Annotated in this window: 13 protein-coding genes; 10 read left to right on the top strand and 3 right to left on the bottom strand. The window is 40.2% G+C overall.

What is annotated here, in order from left to right; genetic code table 11:
* Window position 1: 1 nt before the first annotated feature.
* On the bottom strand, window positions 2–1,000 hold the full coding sequence (gene mgrA / locus H148_RS0104900; protein WP_029033809.1) for an L-glyceraldehyde 3-phosphate reductase: 999 nt from the start codon (window positions 998–1,000) through the stop codon (window positions 2–4).
* A 3-nt stretch (window positions 1,001–1,003) separates the two neighbouring features.
* Complete coding sequence (locus tag H148_RS0104895) at window positions 1,004–2,098, bottom strand: SGNH/GDSL hydrolase family protein (RefSeq protein ID WP_029033808.1); 1,095 nt, start codon at window positions 2,096–2,098, stop codon at window positions 1,004–1,006.
* Window positions 2,099–2,478: 380 nt separating this feature from the next.
* On the opposite strand from H148_RS0104895, the gene fsa reads away from it, so the two are divergent.
* The 7 genes from fsa (at window position 2,479) to H148_RS0104860 (ending at window position 10,237) form a co-directional block, all read left to right on the top strand.
* A complete protein-coding gene (gene fsa / locus H148_RS0104890; protein WP_029033807.1) occupies window positions 2,479–3,126 on the top strand; it encodes a fructose-6-phosphate aldolase in 648 nt (215 codons plus the stop codon).
* Window positions 3,127–3,137: 11 nt separating this feature from the next.
* On the top strand, window positions 3,138–3,980 hold the full coding sequence (locus H148_RS0104885; protein ID WP_029033806.1) for a transketolase: 843 nt from the start codon (window positions 3,138–3,140) through the stop codon (window positions 3,978–3,980).
* A gap of 21 nt (window positions 3,981–4,001) precedes the next feature.
* A complete protein-coding gene (locus H148_RS0104880; RefSeq protein WP_029033805.1) occupies window positions 4,002–4,955 on the top strand; it encodes a transketolase family protein in 954 nt (317 codons plus the stop codon).
* A 215-nt stretch (window positions 4,956–5,170) separates the two neighbouring features.
* On the top strand, window positions 5,171–6,850 hold the full coding sequence (locus H148_RS0104875) for a glycoside hydrolase family 43 protein (RefSeq protein ID WP_029033804.1): 1,680 nt from the start codon (window positions 5,171–5,173) through the stop codon (window positions 6,848–6,850).
* Window positions 6,851–6,902: 52 nt separating this feature from the next.
* Window positions 6,903–8,084, top strand: coding sequence for an aldose epimerase family protein (locus tag H148_RS0104870; protein WP_029033803.1), 1,182 nt, complete (start codon window positions 6,903–6,905; stop codon window positions 8,082–8,084).
* A gap of 128 nt (window positions 8,085–8,212) precedes the next feature.
* The gene (locus H148_RS0104865) at window positions 8,213–9,061 is read left to right on the top strand and encodes an aldo/keto reductase (RefSeq protein ID WP_029033802.1); all 849 of its coding nucleotides are present in this window, start codon (window positions 8,213–8,215) and stop codon (window positions 9,059–9,061) included.
* A 15-nt stretch (window positions 9,062–9,076) separates the two neighbouring features.
* The gene (locus H148_RS0104860; protein ID WP_029033801.1) at window positions 9,077–10,237 is read left to right on the top strand and encodes an endo-1,4-beta-xylanase; all 1,161 of its coding nucleotides are present in this window, start codon (window positions 9,077–9,079) and stop codon (window positions 10,235–10,237) included.
* 258 nt (window positions 10,238–10,495) lie between these two features.
* On the opposite strand, the gene H148_RS0104855 is transcribed toward H148_RS0104860, so the two are convergent.
* Window positions 10,496–11,824 (bottom strand): glucuronyl esterase domain-containing protein, encoded by a 1,329-nt coding sequence (locus tag H148_RS0104855; RefSeq protein ID WP_029033800.1) that lies wholly within the window; start codon window positions 11,822–11,824, stop codon window positions 10,496–10,498.
* Window positions 11,825–13,096: 1,272 nt separating this feature from the next.
* On the opposite strand from H148_RS0104855, the gene H148_RS0104840 reads away from it, so the two are divergent.
* From H148_RS0104840 to H148_RS0104830, 3 genes are read left to right on the top strand one after another with little or no spacing between them, the layout of a single operon-like run.
* A complete protein-coding gene (locus H148_RS0104840) occupies window positions 13,097–16,264 on the top strand; it encodes a SusC/RagA family TonB-linked outer membrane protein (RefSeq protein WP_029033797.1) in 3,168 nt (1,055 codons plus the stop codon).
* Between the two features lie 12 nt (window positions 16,265–16,276).
* A complete protein-coding gene (locus H148_RS0104835; RefSeq protein ID WP_029033796.1) occupies window positions 16,277–17,914 on the top strand; it encodes a RagB/SusD family nutrient uptake outer membrane protein in 1,638 nt (545 codons plus the stop codon).
* Window positions 17,915–17,944: 30 nt separating this feature from the next.
* A complete protein-coding gene (locus tag H148_RS0104830) occupies window positions 17,945–19,309 on the top strand; it encodes a glycan-binding surface protein (protein ID WP_029033795.1) in 1,365 nt (454 codons plus the stop codon).
* Window position 19,310: the final 1 nt, after the last annotated feature.

Genomic DNA, 19,310 nt, shown 5'->3' with positions numbered 1-19,310 from the left:
TTTATTCCTTCTTTAAAATAGATTCTATTCGGGTAATTTCATCTTTACTGAACTGGAGGTTTTGAAGTCCTTCAATATTGTCTTTTAGCTGTGAAACTTTACTCACTCCCACCAGCACCGAGGTAACTCTATGATCTTTTAACAGCCATGCAATAGCCATTTGTGCAAGGGTTTGATTACGATTCTCGGCCATGTGATTTAAATCTTTAACCTGCTTCAGGACCTGGGGAGTTATCTTATTTTGATCCAGATATCCACCTTCAATTGCTGCGCGGGAATCTTTGGGGATTCCGTCAAGGTATTTCGAAGTAAGAATTCCCTGCTCCAAAGGAGAGAAAACTATGCTGCCTAAACCTTCTTGTTCAAGAGTGTTAAGAAGTCCGTCTTCAACCCACCGGTCAAACATATTATAACGGGGCTGGTGAATTATGAAGGGAGTGCCCAGGTTGCGGAGAATTTCTGCAGCTTTTGCAGTTTGCCCTGCAGAATACTGAGAAACACCAACGTATAGTGCTTTTCCTTGTCGCACGATTTGATCCAGGGCACCCATGGTCTCTTCTAATGGGGTGGCGGGATCGGGTCTATGGTGGTAAAAAATGTCTACATAATCCAGTCCCATTCTTTGCAGGGATTGGTCCAGGCTGGCAATAAGATATTTCCTGGAGCCGAAATTACCGTATGGCCCGGGCCACATATCCCAACCTGCCTTAGTAGAAATTAGCAGCTCATCGCGATAAGAAAGGAAATCTTCTTTAAAAATTTTTCCAAAGTTGATTTCGGCCGACCCATAGGGTGGTCCGTAATTGTTGGCAAGATCGAAATGGGTAATTCCATTGTCAAAAGCTGTTCGTAGAAGCTGCCGGGAATTCTCAAAACTGGTAGTATTCCCAAAGTTGTGCCATAGTCCCAAAGAAAGAAGTGGAAGCTTAATTCCGCTTTTTCCACAACGGCGATATTGAATTTGCTCGTACCGGTCTTCGGCCGCGGTATATGGTTCCATAATCTATTTTTTATTTAGAAGGTTCCGGTAAAAAGGCACTAGTTCTTCGGCAAGGACCTCGTGATCGTCAACATTGGGATGACCGGTACATCCCCCGGCATTCATTTTTTGAAATTCAAAAATTTCAATGGGATGATCTGCCAGTTCTTCTTTGATCTCCTTTAGAATTTGAATTAATTCTTTTCCCTCTTCTGTTCCGGTCATAGGGCTGGAGAGAAGGGCCATCTGTGTTTCAGGATATATTTCAAATAAAGACTCGATAAAGGTTTTATAATTTTCCTTAAATTTTTCAGATTTAAAAGGGAGTCGGGTTTTTTGTCCGTCCCCAAGAGAGAAATCATTCGTGCCAAGGGCTATACTTACAATATCGGGGGCATCCTCTTTTTTAATTTTAGCTCTTTTGCCCTGGTTTCCATTGAGGTGGAGATAAGGATAAACTTCGGGCATTACCGGTTGATCTTCATCATTCCAGTTGCGGTAAATCCCCATACCCGAAACACAATTCACTTCAAAATCTACATCCAGTATTCGTGCCACCCGTGGGCCATAAGCCATGTAAACATTGTGCTGATCGTACCATTCTCCTTCCTCACAATTAATTTCACTGGGATCTGCACCCATACCACATGTTATGGAATCTCCTATAAACTCAATTTTAGCCCGCTTTTCTTCAGCGGGCTTTTCCATATTTTGAGCCCTGAGGCCATTGAATATAATAGCTCCGTTGGAGGCCTCAGTTTCTTTGTAAATGGCCAGGGTATTGACTGAATCTCTGTTAGGAAGGGCAAATTTCAAGGTGTCCTTGGTAATTCTAAACCGCCCCTGATATTCATTATTCAATTCTACCGCCACATAATGATGCTGTAGATTATCACTTTTGAGAAAGACAGTAACTGTATCTCCATAGACGTCTGCTTTTACTGAAGCTGCAGAGGCTATCAATTTTTCACCTTCAGATGAATTTAAGGTGCGGCCAGAGTAAATAAAACTATCATTTTCAGCATCAAAATATTGATTTTGAACGGTTTTTTCAGAAGCTTGTTCAGATTTGCAGCTGCTCAGAAAAAGCAGAGCGAGAATAAAAATTATTTGGCGCATTTATTCCATTTTAGAAACCCTAATTTACGGCTTTCCTGCAGATCCTGTTTTACCGATTCTTTCAAATCCTAATATTATTTTTTAATATTTTTCGAAATGCATTACCCGACTTTTTATTAATATAATTCCTTGTTGTTAGAGCTTAAGGGTATATCTACATTTGAATTAAAAAATAAAATCAGTTCCTCCTCTTCAATTCATTGAACCTTAATAATCTATTCGAAATTTGAGATTTCTTTTCTGCTTCTAGAAATTGATTTATTTTTGTAATCAGGCGTGAAAATAGCTGCAAATATGCTTTTAATTGTCATGAAAATTTGTTATTATTGTCTTATAGTAAATTTGACTATTAGAAGTTTAAATATAAATTAAATAATTATATGAAGTTTTTTATTGATACAGCTAACCTCGATGACATTAAAGAGGCACAGGAATTAGGAGTGCTGGATGGAGTGACAACTAACCCATCTCTCATGGCGAAGGAAGGAATTAAAGGCAAGGACAATATCCTGAAGCATTATTTAAAAATTTGCGAGATAGTAGAGGGAGATGTTTCTGCAGAAGTTATTGCAACAACCTTTGATGAGATTATAAAAGAAGGCGAGGAGCTGGCAGAGCTTCATCCTCAAATCGTGGTAAAAGTGCCAATGATACGGGAAGGGATTAAGGCAATAAAATATTTCTCAGACCAGGGGATACGTACCAACTGTACACTTGTTTTTTCTGCAGGTCAGGCTTTATTAGCAGCCAAAGCAGGGGCAACCTATGTTTCTCCATTTCTGGGAAGGCTTGATGATATTTCTACAGACGGACTTCAATTGATTTCGGAAATCCGGCTTATTTATGATAATTATGATTTCGATACGCAGATTCTGGCCGCATCCATAAGACACACGATGCACGTGGTTAATTGTGCAAAACTCGGAGCAGATGTGATGACAGGTCCGCTTTCTTCCATTGACGGTCTCTTAAAACATCCTCTGACCGATAGCGGATTGGCAAAATTCTTAGAGGACGCTAAATCTTAAAATAAACGAATATGAATATTAAGAAACTTGAAGCCTTCACTACACAGGTGCGAAGGGATATATTGAGACAAGTACATAAGGTAGATTCTGGTCATCCCGGAGGATCTTTGGGTTGCACAGAATTTTTTACCGCTCTCTATCAGGAAGTGATGGAGCATAATCCTGACTTTAACATGGACGGGAAAGGAGAGGATCTATTCTTTCTTTCCAATGGACATATTTCACCGGTATTTTATAGTGTTCTTGCCCGTAGCGGGTATTTTCCTGTAGAAGAGTTGAATACCTTTAGACTTATAGATTCAAGGTTACAGGGGCATCCTACTACTCATGAAGGTTTACCGGGCGTAAGAGTTGCCTCGGGATCCCTGGGGCAGGGAATGTCTGTAGCTATTGGAGCTGCGCAGGCTAAAAAACTTAATAAGGATTCTCATCTTGTCTATACATTGCATGGAGATGGAGAGTTGCAGGAAGGTCAAAACTGGGAAGCTATTATGTACGCTGCCGGGAATAAGGTGGATAACTTAATTTCCACTGTAGATCTTAATGGACAGCAAATCGACGGTAGTACAGATAATGTACTTCCAATGGGGAACCTGAAGGCAAAATTTGAAGCTTTTGGCTGGGATGTGATGGAGATCGAGAATGGAAACGATCTTAAGCAGGTGATCGACGGATTAAATGAGGCAAAGAGCCGGACAGGAAAAGGAAAACCTGTATGTATTCTGATGCATACAGAGATGGGTCACGGAGTGGACTTTATGATGCACACCCACGCCTGGCACGGGAAAGCTCCCAATGATGAACAACTTGAAAAAGCACTTTCTCAAAATCCTGAAACGCTGGGGGACTATTAAAATTTAAAAAGTAAAAAACAAATGAAGAAATATACAGATACAGGTAAAAAAGATACGCGCTCTGGTTTTGGAGCCGGTCTTACAGAACTGGGAAGGACCAATCCTAATGTAGTTGCTCTTTGTGCAGATTTAGTAGGTTCTTTAAAAATGCAGGATTTTATTGATGAAAACCCGGAACGTTTTTTCCAGGTAGGGATTGCTGAAGCCAACATGATTGGAATGGCTGCCGGTTTAACAATTGGTGGAAAGATTCCTTTTGCGGGAACCTTTGCAAATTTCGCAACCGGAAGGGTGTATGATCAGATAAGACAAAGTGTTGCTTACTCTGACAAGAACGTGAAAATTTGTGCCTCTCACTCGGGTGTAACTCTTGGTGAAGACGGAGCAACTCACCAGATCCTTGAGGATATAGGATTAATGAAGATGCTGCCCGGGATGACGGTTATTAATACTTGTGATTATAATCAGACAAAAGCTGCCACCCTTGCAATTGCAGAATATGAGGGTCCGGTTTATTTACGTTTTGGTAGGCCTAAAGTTGCTAATTTCACACCTGAAGATGGAAAATTTGAAATTGGAAAGGCTGTTCATTTGCTGGAAGGTAATGATGTGACCATAATTGCAACAGGTCACCTGGTTTGGGAAGCGATCAAAGCTGCAGAGCAACTGGAAGAAAAAGGCATCTCTTGTGATGTAATAAATATTCACACAATTAAACCTCTGGATGACGAAGCAATTCTCAAATCTGTGAAGAAAACAAGGTGTGTTGTTACCGCCGAGGAGCATAATTACCTCGGGGGACTTGGTGAAAGTGTCGCCCGGGTCCTGGTAAATAATCACCCTGCTCCCCAGGAATTTGTTGCAACACAAGATACTTTTGGTGAAAGCGGAACTCCCGAGCAGCTAATGGATAAATATGGCCTCAATGCTGAAGCTATTGTAAAAGCTTCACAAAAGGTTATCGGTAGAAAATAAACCTAAAGATTTTTTAATGTTGATAAAAAAAATGTAGAGAAGGGACAGGAGAAGCACGCTTGAGAAGGACATTTTGGAAGGTTTGTGCCATCAGGTCTTGATGGTTTCTCCAACAATATTTCAGTTAAAATTAAGGATTCCTTGTTTGAGTCCGTGTTTTTCACTCTATGGCATACTTTTTACACTGAAAAAACTTTAAAAATAAATTACTCAACATGAACTTTTTTCTAAAATTTAAAAAGTGCTTTTTTGTAGTACTTGTTGTCGTTGGAACTTTATTTCCTGCCGATGCTCAGAATACATTTCAAAACCCAATTCTTGCCGGATGGTACCCAGACCCTGCGATAACCAGTGATGGTAATGGCAATTTCTATATGGTACATTCCACCTTTGCGTTTTATCCCGGCATACCGATTTTTCATAGTACAGATCTGGTAAACTGGGAACAGATAGGCAATGTTATCGACCGGCCCGATCAAATAGATCTTGAAGGTTTTGGGGTTTCCCGGGCTATTTTTGCACCCGATATCAGTTACGATGAAGGTATCTTTTATGTGACCTGTACCGTTGTAGACGGCAAAGGAAATTTTGTAGTTACAGCCAAAGATCCTGCGGGTCCCTGGAGTGATCCCGTTTGGTTGCCGGAAGTTATTGGAATTGATCCAGGATTGTTTTTTGATGAGGAAAAATCTTATATCGTTTATAACAGTGATCCACCGAACAATGAGCCCTTGTACGATGGCCATCGCACCATCAGGATGATGGAATTTGACAAAGAAAATCTCAGAACAATCGGAGAGGATCGTATCCTGGTAAATGGAGGAGTAGATATTTCTACTGAACCGGTTTGGGCCGAAGGTCCACGTATCTACAAGCTCAATGGATATTATTACCTAATGACTGCAGAAGGAGGAACAGCTGTGAATCATTCAGAAATGATCTACAGAAACCGGGATATTGACGATGAATTCATTCCTTTTGAAGACAATCCTATTCTAACACAAAGGCACCTGGATCCAAATCGGGAAAATCCTATTACCTCGGCAGGACATGCAGATATTGTACAGCATCCAAACGGGGACTGGTATGGCGTTTTTCTAGCCGTGAGACCTTATGAAGGTGATTACTATAACACCGGAAGAGAAACTTTTATGACTCCTGTAAAATGGGAGAATGACTGGCCGATTTTTGATCTGGACGGTGAGGAGATCAAATATGAATATCCACTTCCTGAGGGAGTAAGCATTAATGAGTCTCTTTTTCCTTTAAATGGTAATTTTCAATTTAAAAAAGATTTTGATGATAGTGAACTTGATCTTCACTGGTTATTCTTGCGGAATCCAAAGGAAAAGTGGTATGACTTAAATGAGCGGAAGGGTTACCTCATAATGGACACCCGGCCCGAAACTGTCTCAGGGACTTCCAATCCCAGCTTTATTGCACACAGGCAACAACATTTGACTGGAGAGGCCGCTGTTTCCATGGAATTTGAAACAGAAAACTCAAATGAAAAAGCCGGACTGATAGCTTTCCAGAATGAATCTCACTACTACTTTATAGCAAAATCCTTTGAAGATAATTCTCCGGTTGTGCAGCTTTTCAAAGGTACCGAGGACGGAAAAGAGCTCTTGGCAAGTCAGAAGCTTTCTTCTTCAGGTGAAGCAATAGAATTTAAAGTGGAATTTAATGAAGATAACTATAGATTTTACTTTAAGACAGATTCCGGATGGAACAACCTTGGAGGTGACCTCAGTGGGAAATATTTAAGTACAAAAGAAGCAGGTGGTTTTGTAGGAAATAATATCGGAATGTATACTACCTCTCATGGAGAAGCTTCAGAAAACAAGGCTGTATTTGACTGGTTCAGTTATCTGGGAAATGATACAGTTTATTAATACGGGAGTGGGATTTTATTTTTAGTTCAGCTTTTAGAAATAAAACAAATCCATGAGAGCAATATCCAGATTTACTGTAAAAATTGGGGTTATATGTCTCGTCTTTGTATTTGCACAGTGTAAAAATAATCAGGAAAATTCCGTAGAACAGAAATCGCCGACTCAGGAAGAACAAGGAGTAATGGAAAAAACAGTATTTGGAACCACTCCGGAAGGGGAACAGGTGGAACAATTTATCCTAAAGAATGAGCATGGTATGGAAGTGAAGATCATCACCTATGGTGGCCGAATTACTTCCCTCAAAGTGCCCGATAAAGCCGGAAATTTTGAAGATGTAGTATTAGGTTTTGATGACCTGGAGCTATACCTGGAAGAAAATCCTTTTTTTGGAGCATTGATAGGACGTTACGGAAATCGAATTGCACAGGGAAAATTTTCCCTGGACGGGGAAGAATATACACTAGCCAGGAACAATGGTGAAAATCATCTGCATGGCGGGGAAAAAGGATTTGATAAGGTAGTCTGGAGCGTCAAAGAAAGTGCAAAGCCAAATACACTTGTCTTATCATACATTAGTGAACACATGGAAGAAGGTTACCCCGGCAGGCTTGAAACCTTTGTAACTTATACATTAAATGAAGATAATTCATTAGATGTGGTGTATGAGGCAACTACAGACAGAAAGACTATCGTTAATCTTACCCAACATGCTTACTTTAATTTGTCGGGCGATTTTTCTGAGACTATCCTGGATCATGTGATTCGAATAAATGCAGACGAGATCGTTCCGGTAAACGAGAACCTGATTCCTACGGGAAAATTCATGTCGGTTAACGATACTCCCTTTGATTTTACTGATCCGAAAACTATAGGAAGCCGAATAGATGCTGCTCATGAGCAGTTGGAAATCGCAGATGGTTACGACCACACCTGGGTTTTAAATGGACAGGACAATAAAATGACGTTTGCGGCTGTAGCATGGCACCCGGAGTCTGGCAGAAAAATGGAAGTATTCACCACTGAACCCGGAATGCAATTTTATACGGGTAATTTTCTCGATGGAACATTACCATTGCAGTATGGAGAGGGGACTTATGAAAAAAGAAGTGGTTTCTGTTTTGAAACACAACATTATCCCGATTCTCCAAACCAGGAAAGTTTTCCTTCGGTAGTATTGGAAGCCGGAGAAACTTATTCGAGTAAAACAAGTTTTAGGTTTTCAGTAGAGGAATAGGACGAATTAGGATCAGTTATTATTGATCAATTTTTTATGAAGCTATTCATTATTTATGAGTTGCAAATTTATAACGGAAAATGTCATTTTTGAGAACCCGCCTCATTTTTCAGGCGTAAATAATTACTATGGATATTAAAGATATTTCCGGTACGACAACATTAAGAAACGGGATAGCTATGCCTGTTCTTGGTTTGGGAGTTTATAAGGCTAAAGAAGGTAGGGAGGTTATCGAATCGGTGCAGCATGCTCTGGAAGCTGGTTATCGACATATAGATACTGCTTCTTTTTATGGAAATGAAAATGGCGTGGGGGAAGCAATTAGAACTTCAAATATTCCCAGGGAAGATGTTTTTGTTACTACAAAGGTGTGGAATGATGATCAGGGTTTTGAGCAAACGCTTTCGGCTTTTGACAGTTCTTTGAAGGAATTGGGAATGGATTACGCAGATCTTTATTTAATACACTGGCCGGTACCGGGGAAATATCTTGAAACCTGGAAAGCTTTGGAAAAACTTTACAATGAAGGTAGGGTAAAAGCCATTGGAGTATCAAATTGTCTTGAACATCATTTAAATGAAATTCTTGAAAATTTCGAAATTGTCCCTATGGTTCTTCAAAATGAATTCCATCCCAGACTTGTCCAACAGCCATTGCTGAACTTTTGTAAACGAAATAATATACAATATGAGGCGTGGTCTCCATTAATGAGGGGTGAAGTCTTTAAATTGGATATTTTAAAAGAGTTGGCAGATAATTATAACAAGACGGTTGCACAACTAATCATAAGGTGGAATTTGCAGAAGGGCGTGGTTACCATTCCAAAAAGTGTACACCGGGATCGGATTTTTGAAAATGCGGATGTTTTTGATTTCGTAATTTCAGGTGAATGTGTACGGCGTATAGATTCTTTAGACCGAGGAGAGCGCACAGGAGCACATCCCAATAATTTTATGGATCATTTTAGAGACAATTAATACTAAACAGGAGTTATGAAATTTCGGTTCAAAAAACACGTGCAGATCTTTTGCTTTTGCCTCTTTGGGAGCCTCATCTTTGGGAACGATAATGCAATGGCGCAAGCAGATTACGCAAAAGAAATCGATGATCCTTCTTTAAAAGAAGCTCTGGAAGATAATTTTCTCATAGGTACGGCGTTAAATGTGTGGCAAATTACAGGGAGACAGCCGGAAGCCATCGAAATCGTGAAACAGCATTTCAATTCTATAGTTGCCGAAAATGTCATGAAAAGTTCCAGAATCCAGCCCAGGGAGGGAGATTTTAATTTTGAACTGGCGGATCAATTTGTGGAATTTGGAGAGGAAAATGATATGCACATTCATGGGCACACCCTAATCTGGCATTCCCAGGCCCCGGATTGGTTTTTTGTGGATGATGAAGGAGAAACTGTTTCCCCGGAAGTTCTTAAACAGCGAATGAAAGATCACATTACGGCGGTAGTTGGTCGTTATAAGGGGCGGGTTCATTCCTGGGATGTAGTAAATGAAGCTATTGAAGATGACGGTAGTTATCGAGAAAGTGAGTTCTTTAAAATTCTTGGAGACGACTTTGTTAAACTGGCTTTTCAATATACACATGAAGTAGATCCTGAAGCAGAGCTTTACTATAATGATTATTCCATGGCCAATCCCGGTAAACGTGCAGGAGTCGTAAAAATGGTGAAAGAGCTCCAGGAAGCCGGAGTTACTATACACGGTATAGGAATGCAGGGGCATATTGGTTTAAATCATCCCGACCTAACTGAATTTGAAAAAAGCCTGGAAGCGTATGGTGCTCTTGGAAAAGTTGTAATTTCTGAACTTGATTTAAGCGTGCTGCCTTCTCCATGGGGGGATGCCGGAGCTGAAATTTCTCAGAATTTTGATTATGATGATAAAATGAATCCATTCCCTAATGGTTTGCCTGAAGAAGTGGAGCAGCAGTTTACCGACCGTTATGCAGAATTTTTTAAGCTTTTTCTAAAACATCAGGATGTTATTGCAAGGGTAACATTGTGGGGAGTTAATGATGGCCATTCATGGAAAAATAATTGGCCGGTAAGAGGAAGAACAGATTACCCACTTTTGTTTGACAGGCAGAATAATCCTAAGCCTGTGGTAAAGGAAATAATCCGATTAGGCTTAGAAGGATAATTTAATTTAAAGTTGAGCTGCCAGAAATAATTGGAGTGATACCTGCTTTTATTATCTGATTTATTGAAAAGCTAAGGCGCATTATACTGGGCTAATATTTTTAAAAACACCTTTTACATAGCCTATACCGTTATTGATTGATGGATCAAGGTATAAATTAGAACAAAATAGGACGGGATGATCTACGATTTCACCGGGTTTTAGAATAATTGTATTTTTAAATCTTCACAACAAATCCTTACATATAAATAGGTCGTTTTAAAAAAATCTTTCTGCAAATTGGATAAAGTATGGCCAATTTGGTTCTACCGTATGTCCGCCTTCGTGAATCCTGAATGCAATTTTTCCATCGGAAAGAAATTGACCTACATCGGGAAAATTAGTGGTACCCAATCCTTTTTCGTTTAAAAGCTCATAAACCGGGCTGGCGTTTACAGCGGCTAAAAACATTCCCCTGGCATCGACCCAGTTTCCTTCCACAGCAGGATCCCCGGTGCTAATAAAGACTGGACGCGGAGCTGCAAGGGCAATTAAATGATGAGCATCTACGGGAAGATCATCCACCGTTAAAGGTCCGGCATATTTGATGAAATTCGGAGCAAACCAATGGTATTCTGCGCTGGAGGCAAGATTTTCCACCTGTTCTCCAAAATTTCTTCTAAGGATCTTTGTTCCGCCCGCACCGGCAGAACCAATAAAACCAATGGCAAAACGGTCATCATATGCCATAGTGACCATAGCCGCTTTGCCATACCGGGACAAACCTTCTATAGCAACTTTAGAAGAATTTACATCCTGGTCTTTTTCAAAGTAATCCAGGGCTTTGGTTGCACCCCATGCCCAGGCGCGTAAAGCTCCCCAATCATCAACCTTTCTGGGTTCTCCTTTATTTACCAGGCCAATAATTCCTTCACGGAGTCCGGCGCCATTGTCGGCCTGATAACTGGTAGGAATCAAACTGGCGTACCCCCAGTTTTTTGCAAGCAACTGCTCTTGCCAGGGATTTTGAGTTTTTCCCTGGGGACTAAATCCTGCAGGCCAGTTCCAATCGAATTTGAGAACCACCGGTATTGCTTTTTCTGCATTTAATGGCGTTGTCAGGGTCATTTTGATGTTTACCTCAATCTCAGGATGTGAGGAATTATTCACAACCCCTAAGAGTTCCTTTACTTTGACCGGAAAATCACCAATTAAAGTATCTTCTTCGGAGATGACTTTCCAATTCACAGCTGGGATATTTTCTGGTAACTTGCCATACATTTCCCGGTTAAAAACTTCTAAGATCTCTTTCCTTCTTTCCTGCCATTGTTCCCTTGTACTGACTTTTCGGCCATCCTGAAATATCAATGGATCTGGTAAATTTCTTAGGTCAGACACTTTTGATTCGTCACTGTTGGCTGCATTGGGATCTGTGGGATTTCCCGATGGTCCGGGTCTGAGGGTATTTATACCTAACTTCCTCATCATCAGCTGATGATCATCGGTATTTAATCGGTTAATACTGTCCATTTTTGTCTGTGAGAATTGTGCAAACGAAGGTGAGCAGAACGAGATCAGGACAATAATCGAAGTCAGGATAGTTTTCATAATAAACAAGTTTAATTCGTTTAAAAAGATTTATTCAAGCTCCTCTGGCGATGTCATTACCAGGAGGGTATTACTTTGTAACTAATCCATTATAATAATATCTAATTATGCTATTTTATGCAATCGATTGATTAAAGATATGCGATTTTCTTAAGTTAGCCGCAAGGTTACAATTTATCTTTCAGTTTTCATCCTGAAGCAGCTTGGTACCGCAAAAAAAATGATCTTCAGGAATTTGATAGAAGTAAATCTATTTTCTGGTTGTTGATCGCACAATGTCTTATGCAATGGTCTGGGTCAATGTGCGACTGGCAGGAGGATGGCCATTTAGTTAGTCATCCAGACTTCTTGATTAGAATCGGGAAGAGAGAATCAGTTTACGACGCCTTTCATAGGAAGCTTCCTATAAAAATTGTTATAAGTAGTGGGAACATAGCAGCAGTGAGTAGTCGTGACACCTAAACTTTTTCTGTTACACCGGGGTTAAGGGCATCGGTGTGTGATACTGCGGGAGGGTATCCAGAAGATCAATGAATTCTAAATTGAAGTGGTGGTGAAGACAACCGGAAGCCAGAGAAAATTTTAGCAACAGTAGATCGTTCTCAAGTAAAGGTCAACCGGTAATATTTGATTTTTGTGACTGTTGAAGTTATTCTTCACACCAGCGGTCTCTTCTAAGGGAAAGTCGCTGGTGATTAGCTTTTATTGGGTACTTCCCGGCTTATTGAACTAAAGGCTCTATTTCACAGTCTTCAATCCTCAGAGATTAATATTCAAAAGAATTAATTTTTTTTGACCACCGTAAATTAACCATGTTTTTCCTGCACGCTGGCTTCTGAAGTTAGGTGTTAAGGAACTTAATTTCCTGCCTCGGCATTTTCGGGTTCCTTTTAGAGGACCATAGGGCGTACAACACTTTAACAAGACATAAAGATTTTCATCATGAAAAGGTTCTTTAGGGGGAGAAACATAATAGTTAGGATATAAGAAAGATTTCAGGTCGTGAAAAAATAAATAAAAATACATTTTGATCGGCAAGGCCCTATTAATACGGTAAATGCTTCAAAATTTATAGAGAGTTGCAACAAATGTGCTACATCTTTTGGGTTGAGCAGGATATATTTGTTGTTGACTCCAAGAGATTTTTAACTTATCTTTAGGAAATCAATCGATTTCGTAATACCGCTTAAAAATGGGATTTTGAGAGTATAATTTTTTCTAAAACAGGCAATCAATATTTATCTACAATTTTTTATTAAACCAAGTTCGACAATGACAAATCATTTAATCAGCGAATTACGCTTCAGGATTCGAAGTTTTTATTTCTTTATTCTACTGAGCCTAATAAGTTTTTCTGCTTTCGCACAGACTACGACAGTTACAGGAACAGTCACTGATGAAACCGGTCCACTACCGGGTGTGACTGTATTATTAAAGGGAACTTCCAATGGGGTAGTTACAGATTTTGACGGAGACTATGAAATAACCGATGTCCCTGCAAATGGGGTGCTGGTTTTTAGCTATGTAGGCTTTGTAACTGAAGAAATGTCTGTAAACGGGCAATCGGAAATTAATGTTACTCTAATACCAGATGTTTCAACTTTAGATGAAGTTGTTGTAGTTGGGTACGGGAGTATGAAAAGAAGTGATGTGACGGGAGCCATGGTTTCCATTGCCAGTGAATCTATTGAGGAGGCAGTTCCTACTACAATTGATCAGGTACTACAGGGACGCGCTGCCGGGGTACAGATACAGCAAAACAGTGGTGCTCCTGGAGCCAGTTCTTCCATTCGTATTAGAGGTATTAGTTCCATTACGGGTTCTAACGAACCAATTTTCGTTATAGACGGAGTTATTATAGATAGTAATACAGGGCAGGGTGGTCAAAATGCTTTTGCATCTATTAACCCATCTGATATTGCATCTATAGAAATTCTGAAAGATGCTTCTGCTACCGCTATTTATGGTTCCAGGGCGGCGAATGGGGTAATTATTATTACCACAAAAAGAGGACAGGCCGGGGAGATGAGAGTTAATTTTGACAGTTCAATAGGTTTTCAGGAGTTACCTAACAGGCTGGACCTGCTTAATCTACAGGAATATGCTATACATAGAAATACCAGGGCCGATTTAGGTATTGTGGAGCAGGATCCTTATTTTATACGTCCCGATCTTCTTGGAGAAGGGACCGATTGGCAGGAGGAGATGTTTACAAGAGCACAGAGGGAAAGTTACAATCTTTCTGTCTCGGGAGGTAACGAAAAGAGTAGTTACTCTATGAGCATGGGGTATTTGGAACAGGAAGGTATTGCTCTTGGTTCTTCTTTTGATCGATTGAACTTAAGAGGTTTGTTTGATACCCAGGTTAAGGAATATCTCAAAACTGGTATAAATTTTGCCTTTAGTGAAATTGATCAGAACACTACGTTTTCTGATGCATCACTAATCTTAACTGCTTTGAGACAAACTCCTAATGTTGCGGTGCGAAACGCTGAGGGTACATTTGATGGTCCCGTGACAGATGAATTTGTACAAACTAACCCGGTAGGTTTAGCGAGTATTAGAACAAATCGCAATGAAAACATAAATCTTAGAGCAAATACATACGCAGAACTCGAAATGTTAGAAGGCCTTACACTAAGATCTGAATATTCGATGGACTACGGTTTTCAAAATGGATACACTTTTAACCCTTCCTATACATTTGGGGCTATTGTGAATCCAACCAGAGAGGGTTCCAGGACGAAGGGCTACAGTAAGAACTATAGTATTCGAAATGTTTTAACCTTTGATCGCACTTTTGGAAATCATAGTATAAATGCCATTTTAGGACAGGAATTTCAGGAAAACTTCTATGAGAATCTCTATGGTTATAGGACCGGATATTTGACTAATGGTGCTACAGATTTGAACTTAGGGGATCCCTTAACTGCGAGAAATTCAAACTTTAGTTCCAGAAGTGCACTCTCCTCTTATTTCACAAGGGCCTTCTATTCCTTTGATGACAGATACTTATTAACTGCAACTTTAAGATATGATGGTTCTTCACAATTTAGTGAAGAAAATCGCTGGGGATGGTTTCCTTCTGCCGCATTGGCCTGGAGAATTTCAAATGAAGAGTTTCTTACAGACAATGATTACATAAACAATTTAAAATTGCGTCTTGGATATGGTGCTGTTGGAAACCAGAGTGCACCTAACTATGCATATACTTCTGTTTATGCCGCATCTGCAACTCCCTTTGGAACAGGACTCCTGGCTGCAAATACCGCTAACCCCGATTTACAATGGGAGACTACGTATTCCACGAACCTTGGTTTGGATTTGAATATGTTTAATAACCGATTGGAATTTATTGCAGATGTTTATTATAAGAAGACCGACAACCTGTTGCTTGCGGCTCCATATCCGGACTATTCAGGTACTACAGGTATAGGTTCAACCGCTCCACCGATTGTAAATATTGGTGCTCTTGAAAATAAAGGTCTTGAACTTACCCTGAATACTGTAAATGTTGATGACGGTAACTTTGCCTGGAGTTCGAATCTTGTATTTACATTGAACCGGAATGAAGTTCTGGCTTTAGCAACTGAAACAGGAATTATAAATCAAACGCTTCAACAAGGTTCAGATATTACTATTGTCACCAGGACGACAGTTGGAAAACCTATAGCACAGTTTTATGGATACCAGGTTATTGGCCGCTTTGAAGAGGCCACAGATTTCTACTATAGAAATGAAGCCGGAGACATAGTGCCTACCGCTTTACCTGAAGATATGGAGATTGGGGAAAATGGAGTTTGGATTGGTGATTATATCTTTAAAGATGTAAACAATGACGGAGTCATTAATGAACAGGATCGGGATTATATCGGAAATCCTCATCCGGATTTCACCTTTGGTATCGGTAATTCTTTTAGGTACAAAAACTTTGATCTAAATGTGCAACTTTCCGGAGTTTACGGGAATGAAGTGGTGAATTATCAAAGACGTTTTCTGGAAAATCCCAGGGAAAGCACCAACTTACTTCAATCGGCCCTCGGCTATGCCGAATTAGGACTAATTGATCCTGCCGGACCGGTTGATTATCGAAATGTAGCGGTAATTGGAGGAGATCCTTTTATGCCAAGGATCGCGGCTTCTTCGGCAGCTTCGGCCTCTAATTTCAGGTTTAGCGACAGATTTCTGGAAGATGGATCTTATCTGCGAGTTCAGAATATCTCCTTTGGATACAGATTTCCGGTTGATTGGATTGAAAGATTTAGACTTGATAATCTAAAAGTCTACACGAACTTACAGAATGTCTATACTTTTACTAATTATTCAGGCTTTGATCCTGAAATAGGGGCAATTAATCAGAATGTTCTTCTAACAGGAATAGATAATGGTCGTTACCCTTCGCCACGTATATATACCGTGGGCGTGAACCTCACCTTTTAAAAAAAACACGTTATGAATACAAAAAGAATATTTAAAACGCTTTTTATAGCGGGTCTGCTTTTCAGCTCTTATAGCTGTAGCGATGAACTAAATGTAGAACCAAACGATCGGATAGCCAAAGAAAACTTCTTTCAGTCTGAAGAAGATTTTCAGGCTGCAACCGGACCTCTCTATAACAGAGTATGGTTTTCCTTTAATGACAAATTCTATTTTGGATTAGGAGATGGCCGGTCGTATAATTTATACGCGCCGTATTCAGATTATGTTTACCCTTTCAGTGATCTAACCGAGACCGGATTAACCGGTCCTTTGGTAGAAGCATGGAGATCATTTTATATCGTTATTCAGCAGTCAAATAATACTATTGCTGCGATTAGTGAAAGTAGTGTTGAAGAAGAAATAAAAAACCAGTACATAGCTGAAGCCCGCTTCATGAGAGGTGTTGCTTACTGGTATTTAGCTTCATTATGGGGAGATGCCATAATTACTACAAGCCAGGCGGAAATAATCAGCAATCCTCTTATACCTAAAAGTCCTAGGAATGATGTTTTTGAATTTGCTATAAGAGATCTTGAATATGCCGCAATGTATTTACCTGAACAAGCGGGGCAGGCTGGACGTTTAACGCGATATGCAGCCTACGGAATGTTATCAAGAGTTTACCTTTCTTATTCAGGACTTATTGATGGCCCAAATAGCGGCAACAGAGATCCGGAACTTCTTAATCTTGCACAAATGGCTGCGCATAAAACTATTACTGAAGGGCCTTACGCTCTTCTGGATGATTACGCAGATCTTTTCATGATTGAAAACAATAACAATGCAGAGTCTATCTTTGCCCTGCAATGGGTTCCGAATGGAGAATATGGAGTTATAAATCCACACCAGGCTTATTTCGCTTTAGGATCGGAAATTACAGGTGATGATGCAGCGTGGGGATATTGGACACGAGCTTCTTACGATGTTCTTGCGGAGTATGAGCAAAATGACAGGCGCCGCAAGGTTACCTGGATGGCAGATGGAGATTTTTATCCGGAGTTAAGTAAAATCACTGGTGGTTATTTAGTTGACCATGAAAATACTTATGTGAATGTCAAAAAAGGGGTAGTTGGTTCCACCAGAGATAATCCTGCTATTTCAAGGATGAATTCCGGTTTAAATACTTACATGCTAAGACTGGGTGAAGTATACCTGAATTACGCTGAAGCAGTTCTGGGAAATAATGCCTCTACGAGTGATGCTACAGCATTAATGTACGTTAATGCACTCCGCGAGAGGGCCGGTCTTGCACCAAAGACAACTCTTACATTTGAAGATCTTTTACACGAGAGAAGGGTAGAGCTGGCATTGGAAGGTCAATTCTGGTACGATCTGGTGAGATGGTCTTATTATGAGCAACAGGAAGTGATTAATTATATTGAAAATCAGGAGAGAGCTGAGATCCTTCCATTTACCTACGATGCTGCGACTAATACAGTCACCATTGACGAAACAGTTGATGTAGGTACACGTGCTGTCGGAAATGTTGATGAAAGTATATTCCTATTGCCATACCCTGAATCTGAAGTAGTTCAGAATCCATTACTTCGTGACGCCCCTGTTCCTTATGAATTCACAGAAGAGCGTTTAACAGATGAATTGTTCAATTAAAACCGATTTTAAAATTAAATCCATATAAAAATGAAGGAAAATAATTTAAGCAATAGTTTTTGGGGCCGGATCTCCGTTTTTGGAATCCTCCTTTTTGGGTTGCTCTTCACAGCCTGTACGACAGACGATGAGACTAACGACAGTGAGATCACCGTTGATGCTGTTTATCTACAGGATGTGGATTCAAGTGTGCCGGACAGAGAGGTAACGTTTGCACGGATAGGTCAGCTGTTGCGTCTCGAAGGATCAGGATTTACAGGAGTTAGAAGGATTTATATTAATGGATTCCAAACAGATTTTAATCCTGTTTATGTTTCAGATAATTCAATGTTAATTCGGGTCTCATCAGATACTCCCATTATTGAAGCACCTGAAGATGTGCGCAACACTATTCGTTTAGTAAAAGATAACAGTGAAACTGTTGTTGCCTTTGATATACGATCATCATCCCCATCTATTTTTAATATTTCGCATACCTTACCTATGCCGGGAACAGAAATTACTGTTTATGGAACAGGTTTGTTTGAGGTAAGTAGGGTTGTCTTTCCAGGTGACGTGGCAGTTACAGAAGGAATTACTTACGACGAAGAAGACGGTGAATTTTTTACGGTTACCGTTCCTGAAGGTGTGTCGGAAGATGGTGGACCTATTTATATCGAATCTGCTAGCGGGGCAGCTTATTCTCCTGCTTTCTTTAATGTAGAAAGAGGGGTTATTCTCAATTTTGACGGCGTAGGTGCTATTGGAGAATTTGGTAATACTATTCGTCAGGACGAATTGGAATCTGCACCAATAGGAGAAGGTCATGTTTCACAGGGAACTTATGTACCTCACGGTCCTGCCGAAGGTGAGACATTCGATGCCGGTAAGAACCGTCTATCTGAAGTCTTTACCACCGGTAGTGAGAGCTGGCGTTCACAATTAACGCCGTTTATCCCGGCAGATACTCCGCTGGAAGAAGTGGCTTTCCAATTTGATATTTTTGTTCCCGAACCATGGGTAGGTACAGGATTTTTAAAGATCTTGTTGATTAACAACTTTAATGGTGGCGAATGGGCCGGTGGTGTTTACAACTATGTTCCATGGATTGTAGATGGCGAAGTAGTACCATTTGAAACTGAAGGTTGGAGAACGGTTACTATACCATTTACCGAATTCTATATGTTTAGCGATGACGGCGATTATACCTTTGGCGATCTGCTACAGTACCGTGAGTCTGCAACATACAAGAACTTTGGAATGTTCTTTGAGAATTCCAATATTTTGTTAAGCAACGTAACCGGAGTCCCCAGTGATATTGAATTTACTCCTTCAGAAACTTCAGTCCAGATCTATACGGATAACTGGCGGGTAGTTTCTTTGGAAACCCCCATCGTTACTGATTTTCCTGAATAAT

This window comes from Salinimicrobium terrae DSM 17865 (assembly GCF_000424665.1).
Taxonomy (GTDB): domain Bacteria; phylum Bacteroidota; class Bacteroidia; order Flavobacteriales; family Flavobacteriaceae; genus Salinimicrobium; species Salinimicrobium terrae.
The sequence above is the reverse complement of the archived record's forward strand: the minus strand, read 5'-3'. Positions and strand labels throughout refer to the sequence as shown.

Coding starts and splice junctions, on each gene's coding strand:
- mgrA (WP_029033809.1), bottom strand. CDS start 1,000: ATGGAACCATATACCGCGGCCGAAGACCGGTACGAGCAAATTCAATAT.
- H148_RS0104895 (WP_029033808.1), bottom strand. CDS start 2,098: ATGCGCCAAATAATTTTTATTCTCGCTCTGCTTTTTCTGAGCAGCTGC.
- fsa (WP_029033807.1), top strand. CDS start 2,479: ATGAAGTTTTTTATTGATACAGCTAACCTCGATGACATTAAAGAGGCA.
- H148_RS0104885 (WP_029033806.1), top strand. CDS start 3,138: ATGAATATTAAGAAACTTGAAGCCTTCACTACACAGGTGCGAAGGGAT.
- H148_RS0104880 (WP_029033805.1), top strand. CDS start 4,002: ATGAAGAAATATACAGATACAGGTAAAAAAGATACGCGCTCTGGTTTT.
- H148_RS0104875 (WP_029033804.1), top strand. CDS start 5,171: ATGAACTTTTTTCTAAAATTTAAAAAGTGCTTTTTTGTAGTACTTGTT.
- H148_RS0104870 (WP_029033803.1), top strand. CDS start 6,903: ATGAGAGCAATATCCAGATTTACTGTAAAAATTGGGGTTATATGTCTC.
- H148_RS0104865 (WP_029033802.1), top strand. CDS start 8,213: ATGGATATTAAAGATATTTCCGGTACGACAACATTAAGAAACGGGATA.
- H148_RS0104860 (WP_029033801.1), top strand. CDS start 9,077: ATGAAATTTCGGTTCAAAAAACACGTGCAGATCTTTTGCTTTTGCCTC.
- H148_RS0104855 (WP_029033800.1), bottom strand. CDS start 11,824: ATGAAAACTATCCTGACTTCGATTATTGTCCTGATCTCGTTCTGCTCA.
- H148_RS0104840 (WP_029033797.1), top strand. CDS start 13,097: ATGACAAATCATTTAATCAGCGAATTACGCTTCAGGATTCGAAGTTTT.
- H148_RS0104835 (WP_029033796.1), top strand. CDS start 16,277: ATGAATACAAAAAGAATATTTAAAACGCTTTTTATAGCGGGTCTGCTT.
- H148_RS0104830 (WP_029033795.1), top strand. CDS start 17,945: ATGAAGGAAAATAATTTAAGCAATAGTTTTTGGGGCCGGATCTCCGTT.